This is a genomic window from Carboxylicivirga sp. (assembly GCF_982718395.1).
The window spans coordinates 1-14432 of record NZ_CEXQWX010000152.1; the positions used below are offsets into that span (position 1 = coordinate 1).

General features: G+C 38.4%; 14 protein-coding genes and 1 pseudogene. 9 read left to right on the plus strand and 6 right to left on the minus strand.

From position 1 onward, the window contains the following. The 9 genes and pseudogenes from AC4MRQ_RS20490 to hisIE form a co-directional block, all read left to right on the plus strand. Positions 1 to 367 (plus strand): annotated as a pseudogene (locus AC4MRQ_RS20490) (tryptophan synthase subunit beta); the annotation flags it as partial. 19 nt (positions 368 to 386) lie between these two features. Further along, positions 387 to 1190, plus strand: coding sequence for a tryptophan synthase subunit alpha (gene trpA / locus AC4MRQ_RS20495; RefSeq protein ID WP_491199585.1), 804 nt, complete (start codon positions 387 to 389; stop codon positions 1188 to 1190). A 49-nt stretch (positions 1191 to 1239) separates the two neighbouring features. After that, a complete protein-coding gene (purU, locus tag AC4MRQ_RS20500) occupies positions 1240 to 2097 on the plus strand; it encodes a formyltetrahydrofolate deformylase (RefSeq protein WP_491199586.1) in 858 nt (285 codons plus the stop codon). Positions 2098 to 2125: 28 nt separating this feature from the next. Next, on the plus strand, positions 2126 to 2644 hold the full coding sequence (locus tag AC4MRQ_RS20505) for a TlpA family protein disulfide reductase (RefSeq protein WP_491199587.1): 519 nt from the start codon (positions 2126 to 2128) through the stop codon (positions 2642 to 2644). A 28-nt stretch (positions 2645 to 2672) separates the two neighbouring features. After that, complete coding sequence (gene hisH / locus AC4MRQ_RS20510; RefSeq protein ID WP_491199588.1) at positions 2673 to 3272, plus strand: imidazole glycerol phosphate synthase subunit HisH; 600 nt, start codon at positions 2673 to 2675, stop codon at positions 3270 to 3272. A 48-nt stretch (positions 3273 to 3320) separates the two neighbouring features. Next, positions 3321 to 4046, plus strand: a complete 726-nt coding sequence (gene hisA, locus AC4MRQ_RS20515; protein WP_491199589.1) for a 1-(5-phosphoribosyl)-5-[(5-phosphoribosylamino)methylideneamino]imidazole-4-carboxamide isomerase — start codon at positions 3321 to 3323, stop codon at positions 4044 to 4046. A gap of 16 nt (positions 4047 to 4062) precedes the next feature. After that, the gene (gene hisF, locus AC4MRQ_RS20520; protein WP_491199590.1) at positions 4063 to 4821 is read left to right on the plus strand and encodes an imidazole glycerol phosphate synthase subunit HisF; all 759 of its coding nucleotides are present in this window, start codon (positions 4063 to 4065) and stop codon (positions 4819 to 4821) included. A 65-nt stretch (positions 4822 to 4886) separates the two neighbouring features. Then, complete coding sequence (locus AC4MRQ_RS20525) at positions 4887 to 5246, plus strand: four helix bundle protein (protein ID WP_491199591.1); 360 nt, start codon at positions 4887 to 4889, stop codon at positions 5244 to 5246. Positions 5247 to 5285: 39 nt separating this feature from the next. Further along, the gene (gene hisIE / locus AC4MRQ_RS20530) at positions 5286 to 5885 is read left to right on the plus strand and encodes a bifunctional phosphoribosyl-AMP cyclohydrolase/phosphoribosyl-ATP diphosphatase HisIE (protein ID WP_491199592.1); all 600 of its coding nucleotides are present in this window, start codon (positions 5286 to 5288) and stop codon (positions 5883 to 5885) included. An 84-nt stretch (positions 5886 to 5969) separates the two neighbouring features. Here the strand turns inward: hisIE and AC4MRQ_RS20535 are convergent, their stop codons facing one another. From AC4MRQ_RS20535 to AC4MRQ_RS20560, 6 genes are all read right to left on the minus strand, one after another. Beyond that, positions 5970 to 7430, minus strand: a complete 1461-nt coding sequence (locus AC4MRQ_RS20535; RefSeq protein WP_491199593.1) for a T9SS type A sorting domain-containing protein — start codon at positions 7428 to 7430, stop codon at positions 5970 to 5972. 79 nt (positions 7431 to 7509) lie between these two features. Continuing rightward, positions 7510 to 8997, minus strand: a complete 1488-nt coding sequence (locus AC4MRQ_RS20540; RefSeq protein ID WP_491199594.1) for a T9SS type A sorting domain-containing protein — start codon at positions 8995 to 8997, stop codon at positions 7510 to 7512. A gap of 60 nt (positions 8998 to 9057) precedes the next feature. After that, a complete protein-coding gene (locus AC4MRQ_RS20545; RefSeq protein WP_491199595.1) occupies positions 9058 to 10458 on the minus strand; it encodes a DUF4302 domain-containing protein in 1401 nt (466 codons plus the stop codon). After that, on the minus strand, positions 10439 to 11485 hold the full coding sequence (locus AC4MRQ_RS20550) for a substrate import-associated zinc metallohydrolase lipoprotein (RefSeq protein WP_491199596.1): 1047 nt from the start codon (positions 11483 to 11485) through the stop codon (positions 10439 to 10441). Before AC4MRQ_RS20550 ends, AC4MRQ_RS20545 begins: the two co-directional genes overlap by 20 nt. Before the next feature lie 8 nt (positions 11486 to 11493). Beyond that, positions 11494 to 13044 (minus strand): RagB/SusD family nutrient uptake outer membrane protein, encoded by a 1551-nt coding sequence (locus AC4MRQ_RS20555; RefSeq protein WP_491199597.1) that lies wholly within the window; start codon positions 13042 to 13044, stop codon positions 11494 to 11496. Positions 13045 to 13054: 10 nt separating this feature from the next. Beyond that, positions 13055 to 14432: SusC/RagA family TonB-linked outer membrane protein (locus AC4MRQ_RS20560; protein WP_491199598.1), on the minus strand; the 1378-nt coding region annotated here is incomplete at its 5' end.

Here is a 14432-nt window from a genome sequence, read left to right on the forward strand (position 1 = left end):
TGCTTTGGGCGATATGGGTATTATTCATGGCAGTAAAACCTTTTTGATGCAGAGTGACGACGGGCAGATAACAGAGCCGTACTCCATATCTGCAGGATTGGATTATCCGGGTATTGGTCCTCAACATGCGCACTTGTTTGACACTAAAAGAGCCCAGTTTTTATCGGCTACCGACCAAGAGTCTTTGGATGCGGCTTTACAGTTAACACGACTTGAAGGAATTATACCAGCTCTGGAGTCATCGCACGCTTTGGCAGCCCTCGATAAGATGGTTTTCACGAAGGATGATTCGGTTGTGATTACCCTGTCAGGACGAGGAGATAAGGATATGGCGACCTACATGGAGCGCTTTGGATTTAACAAGTAGAAGCTAACAGCTTTAGAATATGAATAGACTACAAGAACTATTTAAAAATAAGGAGGATATTTGCTCGGTATACTATACAGCCGGCTATCCTAACCTGGATGATACGATGCCCGTTCTTAAGGCACTTGAAGAAACAGGTGTTGACCTGGTGGAACTGGGAATGCCATTCTCTGATCCTTTGGCTGATGGACCAACAATCCAGGCCAGCAGTGAGCATGCTCTCGAAAATGGCATGAGCATCAGGCGTTTGTTTGAACAAATTAAAAATATGCGTCAAACCATCACGATTCCGGTGATATTAATGGGTTACTTCAATCCGGTGTTTAAGTATGGTGTTGAACAATTTATTGCCAAATGCAACGAAGTGGGTGTAGATGGCCTGATAATCCCCGACCTTCCATTTGATGAATATAAAGAGAAATACCAGCAATTGTTTGACGAAGCTGGTATTGCAAATATCTTCCTGGTTACACCACAAACATCCAATGAACGGATCAAACTTATTGATGGCCACAGCAAAGGTTTTATCTATGTGGTGTCATCGGCTTCGGTAACTGGAGCTAAAAAAGATGTGGAGAAGAAACAAGTGGAGTATTTTAATCGAGTGAACAGTCTGGGACTACATGCACCTCGCTTGATTGGTTTTGGTATCAGTAACCGTTCAACATTCGAGACAGCTTGTCAACACGCTTCAGGTGCAATCATTGGTAGTGCCTTTGTAAAGCTTCTTGGCGAATATGGGCCTGATGTGTTGAAGATTAAAGCATTCATTGAGGAGGTGAAGGGGATTAAGTCGGAAGCACCAAGTCCGAAGTCCGTATAACTTTTTAAATAGACAAATTAACAACTAAACAAATCGACATTTAATAATTATGCAAAACACTGCTATCGTACGAATTCATTGTCCCGATCAACAGGGAATTGTAGCGAAAGTAACCAATTTTATAAGCACTCATAATGGCAATATTCTATACCTAGATCAGCATACAGATAGGGCCGAGAAGCGTTTCTTTATGCGTATAGAATGGGATTTAGATGGTTTTGCTATTGATGCAGAAGCTATTGAGGAGGTGTTTTCAAGAGCCATTGCGGAACCAATGCAGATGGTATGGACATTGAACTTTTCATCTCAAACACCCCGTATGGCCATATTTGTATCGAGAGCATCACATTGTTTATATGATCTGCTGGCACGTTATAGCGCAGGCGAACTTAATGTTGAGATACCTTTAATAATCAGTAATCATAACGATCTGGAGGTGGTGGCTAAGCAGTTTGATATTTCTTATTACCATTTACCACTAAGCAAAGAAAACAAGCCCGAAATTGAAGAAGAGCAGATTAGACTGTGTGAGGAACACAAGGTTGACTTTATCGTACTGGCACGTTACATGCAAATTTTATCTCCAGAGTTTAATGCAAAATATCCTGATCGAATCATTAATATTCATCACTCATTTTTGCCAGCTTTTGCCGGTGCAAAGCCATATCATGCGGCGCATTCACGCGGTGTAAAGTTAATCGGTGCTACAGGGCATTATGTAACATCCGATTTAGATGCAGGGCCAATCATCGAACAAGATGTAATTAAGATATCGCACCATGATACGGTACAAAGTCTGGTTCAAAAAGGTAAAGATGTGGAGAAAATGGTGCTGTCGCGTGCAGTACAGGCGCATATCGAAAGAAAGACGTTGGTATATAGGAATAAAACCATCATATTCGCCTAACTAATTAAATCGATTAAAAGATAATTCCATGAAACAATTATTGACATTGTTAGCAATTACTGTGATGAGTTTAATAACATTAGCACAAACACCTGATGAAAGAGGCTATATCGTGAAAGTTGGTGATATGGCTCCTGATTTTGAAATGACATTAACCGATGGATCCACCATTAAACTCTCCGATTTAAGAGGCAATGTAGTGATGTTACAATTTACTGCCAGCTGGTGTGGTGTATGTCGAAAAGAAATGCCGCATATAGAAAAGGAAATATGGCAAGCATATAAAGAGAAAGGCCTGAAGCTGTTTGGTGTTGACCGCGACGAACCTAAAGAAAAAGCCTTGGAAATGATGAAGGCTACTGGCATAACTTATCCAATGGGATTAGACGATAATGCTGACATCTTTGGATTATACGCGGATAAAAAGTCTGGTGTAACTCGTAATGTTTTAATCAATAAAGAAGGTAAGATTATTTTTCTGACACGACTATTTAATAAAGATGAGTTTGCAGCTCTTGTTGAAAGGATAGGAGAAGAATTGAAGTAAGGTCAGTCAGGTTAAGAATTGGAGAGTAATGAAAATTGTAATAATAAAATATAATGCTGGCAACATACGCTCTGTGAATAACGCCTTGTTGCGGCTTGGTTATGAAGCTGAGATAACGGCTGACCCTGAAAAGATCAAGGCAGCCGATAAAGTTATTTTTCCAGGAGTGGGAGAGGCAAGCACCACTATGGCATACCTGCGCGAGTCTGGCTTGGATAGGGTGATTACTGGTCTGAAACAACCTGTTTTGGGTATATGCCTGGGCATGCAACTTATGTGTAGCTATTCTGAGGAAGGCGATGTGGAATGCCTAAATATTTTTGATGAGAAGGTTCGTAAGTTCCTGTTGCCAAAAGATAATAGTGGTAACATCAAAATTCCGCATATGGGTTGGAATAAAATCACAGCAGTACGAACACCTCTGTTTGATGAATCCATAGAAGGTGAGTATGTTTATTTCGTGCACAGCTTTTATGTAGCCTTGGGAGACGATACCGCGGCTACTACCAATTATATTCAGCCATATAGTTCGGCCTTGCAAAAGGATAACTTTTATGCTACTCAGTTTCATCCTGAAAAGAGTGGTTCGGTAGGCGAACGTATTCTGAAGAATTTTCTAAAACTATAATGAATACAATTGCTACTCCCTACTGTCCTATAAACTAATAACTAATAAATGAATAAAATAGACATTGTACCGGCCATTGACATTATTGAAGGTAAATGTGTACGTTTGAGTCAGGGCGATTACGAAAGCAAGAAGGTGTATAACGAAGATCCGCTAGAGGTGGCTAAAGAATTTGAGGATCATGGCATCAAGCGTCTTCATTTAGTTGATCTGGATGGAGCTAAAGCGGGACGGATCATCAATTACAAAGTATTGGAACGTCTGGCATTAAAGACTAATCTGGTAATTGACTTCGGCGGTGGCTTAAAAACTTCTGACGATCTGCATATTGCATTTGAGTCAGGTGCCCAAATGGTAACAGGAGGTTCAATAGCTGTTAAGAATACGGATGAATTTACGAATTGGATCAATCAATACGGTTCGGAAAAAATAATTCTTGGAGCGGATGCTAAAGATAACAAGATAGCTGTCACAGGTTGGCTTGAAGAAACTGATCAAAAACTGATTCCTTTTATCAAAGAGTATACCCAAAGAGGTATTACCAAAGTAATCTGTACTGATATTAGTAAAGATGGAATGTTGCAAGGTCCTGCCATTGAGCTTTACGAAAATATATTAAAAGAGATGCCTGATTTATACTTGGTAGCAAGTGGCGGTGTTAGTAATATTGGAGATATTGAAGCATTAGCAGAAGCCAATATACCTGCAGTAATTTTTGGAAAAGCGATCTATGAGGGGAAAATAGAATTGAAGGAACTTGAAAGGTTCCTGTAAAACTAATCTGTAAACCATGTTAGCAAAACGAATTATACCATGTCTTGATATTAAAAATGGTCAAACCGTTAAAGGTGTCAAGTTTGTAGAGATTAAAGAGGTGGGTGATCCTGTTGAGTTGGGAGCCTTATATGCCGAACAAGGTGCCGACGAATTAGTGTTTTTAGATATTACTGCCACTCACGAAGGTCGGAAAACATTTGTTGATCTGGTAAAGCGAATTGCCCGTAACATTAATATTCCTTTCACCGTTGGAGGGGGCATTAGTGAATTAAGTGATGCAGATGCACTACTGAATGCTGGAGCTGATAAGATCTCTGTCAATTCCTCCGCTGTTCGAAATCCGCAATTGATCAATGATCTTGCATTGAATTTTGGCAGTCAGTTTGTTGTGGCAGCCATCGATGCCAAACACCAACAAGGTGATGATTGGGTAGTGACCGTGAATGGTGGTCGTATTCCAACCGACAAAAAGCTTTTCCCTTGGGCAAAAGAATGTGAAGAGCGTGGAGCAGGTGAGATTCTCTTTACCAGTATGGATCATGATGGCGTTAAGCAAGGCTTTGCCAACGAAGCTTTAGCTAAATTAAGTGATGAGTTAAATATTCCCATTATCGCTTCAGGTGGAGCTGGAGCTATGGAGCATTTCAAGGATGTTTTTACCATTGGTAAAGCCGATGCCGGACTGGCAGCCAGTATTTTTCATTTTAAAGAAATTCCGATTCCAGAACTTAAAAGATATTTGGATGGAGAAGGGATTGTAGTGCGATTGTAAGTGAAAAAGCTTATGGCTGATAGCTAATTGCTAATAGCCTTTTTATAACCTGAAAATCAATAAAGATGAAAGACTACAGGAAATTGCGAGTTTGGAAAAAAGGGATCAAGCTTGTGAAGTTGACATATCAGTTGACAAAGTTGTTACCACCCGAAGAAAAGTTTAATCTGGTTTCTCAAATGAACAGGTCAGCGGTTTCTATACCTTCAAACATTGCAGAAGGAAGTAGCCGAAAGAGTGAGAAAGATTATCATAGATTTCTGGAGATAGCTCTTGGCAGTAGTTTTGAACTAGATACTCAAATTGAAATTGTTCTAGAGCTCGGATTGATCGACATTGATTTGGTTAATAATCTGCAATCGAATTTACTTGAAGAAATTATGATGCTACAAAGCTTAATGAATAAATTATATATAAAACAATAGCTATCAGCCATCAGCTGTAAGCTATCAGCTATAAAAATTATGACACTTAATTTTCAAAAACTCGGAAACAACCTGATTCCCGCAATTATACAAGATAACACCACCAACAAAGTATTGATGTTAGGCTTTATGAATGAGGAGGCCTATACAAAAACAAAACAGGAAAGAAAAGTAACCTTCTACTCGCGTACCAAAGAGCGTCTTTGGACAAAAGGCGAAGAGTCAGGTAACTTCCTGAATGTGGTATCAATGATGGTCGATTGTGATGATGATACACTTTTGATTAAAGTGAATCCGGTTGGTCCAACCTGTCACAAGGGAACTGATACCTGTTGGGGAGAAGAAAATACATCTGATAATATCCTGTTCTTAAAGACTTTGCAGGACTTTGTTGATAAGCGAAAAGAGGAAATGCCGGAGGGGTCATACACCACCAAGTTGTTTGTAAAAGGCGTTAGGACCATCACTCAAAAAGTGGGTGAAGAGGCTATTGAAACAGTGATTGGCGCTATGGCAAATGATGATGAAAACTTCCTTTATGAAGGAGCCGATTTATTGTATCACCTGATCGTTTTATTAACGCATAAAGGTTATCGTATTGAAGATTTGGCAAGGGAGTTAAAGAGTCGTCATAAGTAAGCTATAGAACTTCGTTATATAAAAGAAAAGGAGTGGTTGCTTTAAACAATCACTCCTTTTCGGTTGAATTGGGGTAGGAATTATTTATTTAACTCTTAGTTTATGAGTAAAATTTTGAGATCCACTTCTATACGAAACAATATATAATCCGGGTTGTAACCTGTCGACATTAATTGTTTCATTACCTGTACCAACATGTTGTTCTAGAACGATCTTACCACTTAAATCAAAGATTTGCACATTGCCCTCAATTTGATTGTCTGAAGATGTAATTGTAAATTGGCTGGTGGCCGGGTTAGGAGTAATATTGAAAGCGGTGTGTGATTCGGTTGTATTGATAGCTGTCGCTCCGTTTTTGGTGATCTTGAAGATGTTATGGTCATCTTCCTTTTCAGCAATACAATACAGTGCATTATTGAACACTGTTAAATATTCAGGATCAGAGTTTTGCCCACCAAGAAAAGAACTTCTGGTATCAATATCAATCATTTCAGGCGATTGGTTTTGCAGATAAAATACTTCGCGCCCTGTTGATCTCATAAAGCCAGAGCCAAACAGTCTGTTATCAAATTCAATCAAAAAATCAGGACTTACATTACCTGGTCCGGGAAAGTCGAATTCAGTTAAGTTATTTTCAAAAAGCTCGTATAATTGTGTGGAACCGCCGTTGTTAATAGCTGCAAAATAAAGGCGATTATCTATTACTATTTTATTGGATGGTTCGGAGTCACTATCACCATCTTTAATATTTTTTTCCAATGAAATTGTGCTTCCGTTATATGAATATAATTCAGAACCGGTAGCTGCAGTTTGTGCTGTGAAGAAGAGTTTATTATCATATACAATCAAATCCCGGGGATTAAAATCGCCATCGCCAGGGACATGATCAGCTACTATACCTGCTCCATCACTTTCATTGTATGACCATAATTCATTTCCATGTGATGCGTCCAGTACACTAAAGTAAAGGTTGTTGTTGTACATATGAGGCTTGCCCGTTTTAGCCGGTAAAGCTCCTGAGATTATATGAAGACATTTTACATTAACGGATGATGATTTGCACGAAAATAATTCCATACCATTACTCTCGGTTTGAGCCGTGTAATACAAATAATCAGGAGTTGCGTATAAGTTATCAATGTTTTTGCCATTTAAACCGGCGTAAGGATCCATTATTTTTTGAAAGTTAATGCCATCGGTTGAGTGCCAAAGGCCTTTACCATCGGCGTCATACTTTATAACAAATAAACGTTCTCCTGATACTGCCATTGCTGGTTCATAGTTGCTAATGTGTCCGTGATCAGTGCTATAGAGTTGTGTTACCGTGCTAAAAGTGTTATCTGAACTGATTTTAGCAAGTTCAACAATTCCTTTTCCACCCGCAATTTTGGTTACCGTAAAAAACAGGTTATCCTTAAATTCAATCAGGCATTTAGGGTCTTCGTAATTCTGATCTTCAATTGTGGTAATTTGTTCTAAATTATAGGTCTGTGCATTTGTTATCAATGCACAAATAAGCAAGAGTAAAGTAGTTATTTTTTTCATAAATGTTATTTGAAATTTTAGGTAAACAACATTACTCATCTACCTGTAATTTAGTACATGAGTAATGTTGAGAAATTGCCTATTTAATTTTTAATTTCTGAGTATATGAATCTGAAGCTGTGTTTAACTGTACGATATACATGCCGGGACACAGAATATATGTTTCTATCTTGTTGTTTTGGCTGCTGATTTCCTGACTTAGAACAATATTTCCACTCAGATCAAATACTTTCACATTTCCCTTAACGTCTGAATTTTTCAAAATAGCATTGAAATATCCGCTTGCCGGATTAGGCGTTACAGAAAATTCTTCTTTAGCTTCTGTGAATGAATTATCAAGAGCAGTTGCATTATCCACAAAAAGCTTATAAATATTGGAGTTTGATCCAATTTTCCCTACAAACCACAAGTTGTCATCAATAGCAATTAAGCTATGCGGACTAGAGCTAAATTTAGACCAGCTGCTGGCTTTCGGGTTAATGTCAAATGCTATTGTAGATTCATCTTTATAGGCAAACAATTCATGACCATAATCACTGCCATAGCCATTGGCGAAAAAATGATTCTTAAAAGCACAAACATATCTGTCATAGCTTTCTTTCGGCGCGTTAAATATACATGTAGTGAACTCTTCGTTATTTGCGTTGTATTTATGCAACTGCATGTTGCTACCATCAACAGTATAGAGATAAAGTAAGTTGTCGACAACAACCATGTTTTGAGGTAATGAATTATCAGTACCGGTAACAATATCTTTGACCAACTTAATATTAGTGCCATCAAATGAAAATAACTCATAACCTGTATCAGCAGTATAACCGGAAAAATAGAGAGTTTCATCATATTTTGTGAAATTCTGACCAGCTATGGTTCCTGCCGCATATATATTATCATTAAGTTTTGTTTCTCCGTCAGTATCATTATAATATACAATGGCAAAATCAACTCTATCAATATTATTGTCACCATCATCATCTATATAATCAGTATATCCATAGTAGATGTTATTATTAAGTAATCCTAGATTAGAAACAGCCGTATGCTTTGAAATAAACTTAACATTGAGGGCGTCTGTATCGCATGAGAATAAACCTGCTGAATTGTCACTATAACCGGCTGTATAATATAGTTTACCATTCAAAGATTGGAAATTAGCAGGTCTCGATGCGCTTTCTCCTGCAAATGGATCATCTAACTTTGTGTATGTAATCAGATCTTCAGTCCACCAGAGTTCAGTAACTGTATTTTTTTGTTTGGTTAGGAATAGACGATCACCAACTACAGCTTTATGAAATGTATAACCGCTTTGACCTTCGTTTAACAAATAGAGTGGCTCTATGTTATTCTCTGTTGCTATCTTTGCAAGATAAACGTGTGATTTGCTGTCAACAGATTTTTGAACAGTGAAATAAAGTTCACCTTTAAATTCAAACAAGTTTTCAGGATCACCAAATTCTGTTTCGCCCTCACCCGAGCTTATAAATTTAGTGATTTGATCAAAAGTAAAGTTTTGGGCATCAATCGTTAAGGTGCACATTAGTAAAATTAATGTAGAAATTGTTTTCATAAATTTTTATTTATAATTAATAATAGCAATAGGCCGGAGGTCTCATTCCGGCCTTAAGATTTAATATAATCGAGAATAGAAATAGTTATTGGGATCTTCTAAAGAATAGAAATCAAAGTCGATGGTTCCGGCTTCCTCTGTCTTTCGAATCATCCAGCCTTTATCGTTACAGATATAATCCACAAATTCCTGAAATTCCTTATTGTCTTTTATATCTTGACCAATGGTTGGGTCTTTAGTATCTTCAGTGCAGAATTCACCATTCTTACGCACCAATCGAACACGATCCTCTTCAATTTTTTGCACTTCCATTGGTACCCAGTAGAAATAAAATTGCTCACGCTCGTGAAAACTAAATAAAAGCCCTTCGCCAAGGTGTTCCCCTAATTCATAATCATGATTGTATACTTCATCCAACACAGGGTTACCTTCTTCATCGAATAAAGGAATACGGCGATTGTAATCTGTTGCTAATACAACAGATTTAATAACAGTATTCGCTTTCTTCATAGGAATATAAATATCCCATACCTTTCCGAAAGTGTTTTTGATTTTCATACTGAATTTGTCCATAAATTCATCGTATAGACCTGGTTTGAAGTAAACAGGCAATACATCGCAGTAGATATATCCTTCGATGCTCGGGTGATCTATCTCATAGCGTTCTTTTTCAACATTATATTTGAAATACTGAATTTCCTCGTCATCAATTTTAATTGCAGAACTTAGGCCAAAACCGGTATGCGTAAAAAAGATATTCTTATTTACATCAATGTATTCGCCCTTATGATTGTAGTCTATTTCAGCCATGCGCAGGTAAGTGGAACAATCCATACCAATTAGTTTTGGATTATCTTCACTTGCTCCTGGTCCTTTGGTGATTTTTAGTGACATGTAACGAGCAGTCCGTTGCTGGTTAAGATAGCTTACATTTTTCTTCAAAGGTTCTAAGGATGTTTCTTCCTCAGATGCTTTTACAAGTTTTAGTTTGGTTCCCAATACTTTTCCTTCCAGTATAATTTGATCATCCTCTATTGATTTGAGGTTGTACTCCAAATCAGTTCCATAGCCTTCAGGTAAATTGGCATTCGGTTCAGCAAAAAAGGTAATAATGTTATTGTAGGTGTTAAAAACCAATTCAATATCCGCTTCGGCAAAAATTGTATATTCACTTTCGGCCTCAGGGATAATTTCATTTTCCATTTTTAAGGTATAATCATTGTTAAACTTAACAATGCCATAAACTGTATTATCAACACCATTGCCCATATTTAAATGAAATACCCAGCCATGTTCAGGTGCCGTAAGGGCTTTTTTAAACGTTGCAATTCGCTCCTGCAAACGTTCATCTGGCGATAAGTCAAATTTGTTCTCAAAATCTGACTTATCACAGGCTCCTGTGATAACCAGCAGGAATAATCCTGCCAATAGTATATGTAGTTTACTCATCGTCTTCATCATCGTCTTCTTTTATTGTGTTTTCTTCGATAAGCTTTAAAGCAGCCAATTCAATTCGCCTTTGAAGGCTAAAGAGGCTCATGTCCCAAACAGTTTGGTAATAATCATTCACCATGGTGATTTTGCTAAGCAACTTGTTGCGTCCATCATTAGCATTCGGATGTTGTAAATAAACAATCTGGTTTCTACTGTCGCGAACTGCCCCTATACCAATCAACATTAATTTATGTGTCCATTGTGACATTTGCTCTTCCACCCAAATCATCTTATTGTCATCATCGCGCTTAGCTTCACCATTCTCATCATAATCAGGAACCATGTATGGCCCATCTTCATTTGAATTTTTGACGTTAGTTAAGATGGTGGCCGTAATTTCAACCCAGTCTTCTTCGAATTTTGACATACTGTATGGAGTAATAAATCCGGCTGCTCCTGCATTAACTTCATCAATGTTGTACCAGGCACCAGTGTAGTCACCTTTACTTAACGCTTTGAATTCTGTTGGTATCAATACCTTTTGATGCAAAATGTGGGCAAACTCATGATGCATGGTATGGAAAGCTTTCGACATTTTATCCATGTCGGTCAATGTAAAATCGTTCACATTAAATACAGTTACCTTTCTGCCGCCTTCAGCCAAACCAACAGTCATGGTTCCATCTGCATTATATTGTGGTGTACCCACCAGGTAAATCAATTTTGGTGAGTAGGTTTTAATAAACTCAATACCAGCTTCGGCTTCATATGGTTTTATCCATAATTCAAGCAATGCTTTTAAAAAGGCTTCTGCTTTTTCTTTTTGAGGAGGTGTAACATGAAAGTTGTTATCCATCTCACGATCTTCCCATTTCCATTTCACTTCAATGTTGTAAGGCTTGGTAAATGTGTCGTAGATCCATTTATCCAGCTCACTGTTATGCATTTCCTGAAGTGTTATAACCGACTCTTCTCTTAAGCCATCTTCATCTTCACATGAGAAACAGATAAAGATGGTGGCTAATAGTAAGGTATATTTTAATATATTCTTCATGATTCTGATTATCTGGGATTTTCTTCGATGCCTGCAGAGGTAGCTCCGATTGGAATTTGAATCTGGCGTCTCAGGTCATCTGCCTTTAATACAATTTCACTATCCGGTCCGGTTTTATGAATCACCGGAGTACGGAAGCGACGAATATCGAACCAACGCATACCTGTGTAATAAAACTCTTTACGACGCAGGTCGTACAGGCAATTCAGGTAAGGACGAGTAACATCTGGTATATTGTAGAAAGGATTCAACTTATAATTCGCTACCTTTTCATCATAGCGTTGTAATAGCTTTTCTTCTGTCACTAAATTATTGGTTGAGTAATCTTTCACACGTTTAGAAAAGTATATGTCCAGCCCGTTTCGAACCAGTTCATAATTGCCCAGCATTGCCTGAGCTTCCATCCTTAAGAACAGCGCTTCTTCTGCATCAAACAATACGTTCATAATCATGTAATAACCGGTTTCACTGTTTAAGCCATCTTTTTCGGTGTGGAAGCCCCATTTGGCCATAAAGTAGTTTTGGTCGTTACCGTAAATATCAAAAGCCCATCCGTCTGAATAGCCTCCCTGCGCTCTTTGGGTAGCAACAAAAGGTTCAGGTATTAGCTGGGTACCATAATCTCCTTTGAAAAGTGTACGGTACATTTCATTATCCAGACCATATTCATACGATCCATAGAAATACAGAAACCAATTGGAATACTGTGGTGTCACCAGAAAATTGCATTTTTCAGTTGTTTTGCCCCATAAAGGAATCCTTTCATTGATGTCCATTTGAGAATATACTGTGTTTATCTCTCGCAATAATTCATCCGGATGACGGGTAAAAACTTTACCTGTGTGATCCAATACTTTCTGGAATTCGCCTTTCATGGAATAGAAGCGAGCCGCAAAAGTGTTAGCCGATTGTGTGTTCCAGTGCAGGCGGCGATGATCTGCTTCATAGGCATAATCGTCAAGATACTTTAAACCAGCGCTCAGATCAGCTTCAATATCAGCGTAAACACTTTCAACTGTACCTCGTTCATAGTGTTTCATAACGACGGTTTCCGGTTCTTTCACATAAGGAATTCCAAGATCATTTTTAGCTGTTTCAGGGTTGTACTGAGGACTCCAGAGGTTAACCAGCATAAAATGGGTGTAGGCACGACACAGGAGAGCTTCAGCATAATAAGCAGCGTAGTCATCCGGCACCTTACCATCAACAATTAACGGTTCGATCATTGCCAATGCATGATTAGCCTGCATAATGGCTCTATAGCAACGGTTCCAATAATATTCGGGACTATCCTGGTCAACTCGGATGAAATCTTCCCAGTAATAGGCATTTTTATTTGTTTCATGCTTTCTTTCGCTCTTTGTTTTCAATGTTGCATTATCCGACATGGCGTAGCAAAAAGCATGGTGATTGGCACTTGTGTATGCATTAACCAGCAAGGCACCTACCTTTTCAGGGGAGTCAATTACAGCTCTGTCATCAGGTTTTTTTTCTAAAAAATCGTTACACCCAACTAATAAGATCAGGCTTGTCAATAAAGCTATTACTCTATATTGCATAATCATTTGTTTAGAAATTCAGTCTTAGGTTAAGGGTATATTGTTTAGGTACTGGTAAGGCCACACCACCGGTACCAAAAAATTCAGGATCCTGTCCGTTTAACTTTTTGTCGGAATACAGCAGGCATAAATTGGTGGCTTGTAACTTCAGGCTAACACCTGAGGCCTTAATCTTCTTGACCCAATTGGTTGGTAATTGATAAGTTAAACTCACCTCATTTAAGCGGATAAAATCACCTTTTGCCACGCGCTTATTGCTATAGTTATAGGCATTGTATGTTGCCTGAAGACTGGTTCCTTTATCGTCAAATTCACGTTTGGAGGCAATGCGAGGTATATCCGTGTGATTTTCATCACCTGATGATAGCCAGCGATTTAGCATATCTTTTGGCATGGCATCCAGATCGGAATAGCGGGCGTTAAATGAAGGATATAAACGAATAACATTGCCGAACTGATAGCTCATAAAAACATTCATCGACAGATTTTTCCAGGTAAAACGGTTTCCCAATCCTCCCGAAATTTTAGGATCGACAGGTCCTTCAAATATCAAGTGATCGACTAAGTCGCTTTGAAAGTTGACTTCTGTCGTTCGGTTACCTTCATGATCATAGAATGTAGGTAAACCATCTTCATTTAATCCGGCAAAAGGGATGGAATATAATCCTCTGACAGGACCACCTTGTATGGCTGCACCTTGAGTACTCGTTAAGGTGAGAATATAAGGATTAGAAGCTAACCTTGTGATTTCATTCTTATTGTAGGCAAAAGTTGCATTGGTCGTCCATTGGAATGCGCCTTTGTTGATATTTCTCGTGTTTAGAGTAAACTCAACACCGTAGGATTCCATATCGGCATAGTTGGCCAGCTTATACATTTCACCACCAATACCTGATGTGCGAATGGCAGCAATTAAATCAAAACCATTTCGCTGATATGCATCGGTTGTGATGCTAATACGGTTGTTGAACAATCCAATATCTAAACCAATGTTTAACTCGTACTGCTTTTCCCACGTTAAATCTGAGTTTTCAAGGCTTCGAACGGATATGCCATTTTGTATTTCACTGGGAAAAGGTACCACAGTAATGCCCGAAGAATAAACAGCCTTTGAATTGGTGGCCGGTCCCATTGATGCAGTTAAACCATAGGTGGCGCGTAGCTGAAGTGTGGAAATTGTTTTATTATCCTGTATAAAAGCTTCCTCTTTGATATTCCACTTACCACTAATATTCCAGGTACTTAACCAACGGGCTTGCTTGCTACTCCCCAACTGGTTACTGCCATCAAGGCGATACGTTCCGTTGACAATGTATTTGCCTTTGTAGGTATAAGCTCCATTACCGAAAAATGCTACATACCGATCCCAGTAATTATGCAAGGCAAAG

Bases quoted from the DNA above. Each gene is read 5' to 3' on its own strand.
- trpA (WP_491199585.1), top strand. From the start codon at position 387: ATGAATAGACTACAAGAACTATTTAAAAATAAGGAGGATATTTGCTCG.
- purU (WP_491199586.1), top strand. From the start codon at position 1,240: ATGCAAAACACTGCTATCGTACGAATTCATTGTCCCGATCAACAGGGA.
- AC4MRQ_RS20505 (WP_491199587.1), top strand. From the start codon at position 2,126: ATGAAACAATTATTGACATTGTTAGCAATTACTGTGATGAGTTTAATA.
- hisH (WP_491199588.1), top strand. From the start codon at position 2,673: ATGAAAATTGTAATAATAAAATATAATGCTGGCAACATACGCTCTGTG.
- hisA (WP_491199589.1), top strand. From the start codon at position 3,321: ATGAATAAAATAGACATTGTACCGGCCATTGACATTATTGAAGGTAAA.
- hisF (WP_491199590.1), top strand. From the start codon at position 4,063: ATGTTAGCAAAACGAATTATACCATGTCTTGATATTAAAAATGGTCAA.
- AC4MRQ_RS20525 (WP_491199591.1), top strand. From the start codon at position 4,887: ATGAAAGACTACAGGAAATTGCGAGTTTGGAAAAAAGGGATCAAGCTT.
- hisIE (WP_491199592.1), top strand. From the start codon at position 5,286: ATGACACTTAATTTTCAAAAACTCGGAAACAACCTGATTCCCGCAATT.
- AC4MRQ_RS20535 (WP_491199593.1), bottom strand. From the start codon at position 7,430: ATGAAAAAAATAACTACTTTACTCTTGCTTATTTGTGCATTGATAACA.
- AC4MRQ_RS20540 (WP_491199594.1), bottom strand. From the start codon at position 8,997: ATGAAAACAATTTCTACATTAATTTTACTAATGTGCACCTTAACGATT.
- AC4MRQ_RS20545 (WP_491199595.1), bottom strand. From the start codon at position 10,458: ATGATGAAGACGATGAGTAAACTACATATACTATTGGCAGGATTATTC.
- AC4MRQ_RS20550 (WP_491199596.1), bottom strand. From the start codon at position 11,485: ATGAAGAATATATTAAAATATACCTTACTATTAGCCACCATCTTTATC.
- AC4MRQ_RS20555 (WP_491199597.1), bottom strand. From the start codon at position 13,044: ATGCAATATAGAGTAATAGCTTTATTGACAAGCCTGATCTTATTAGTT.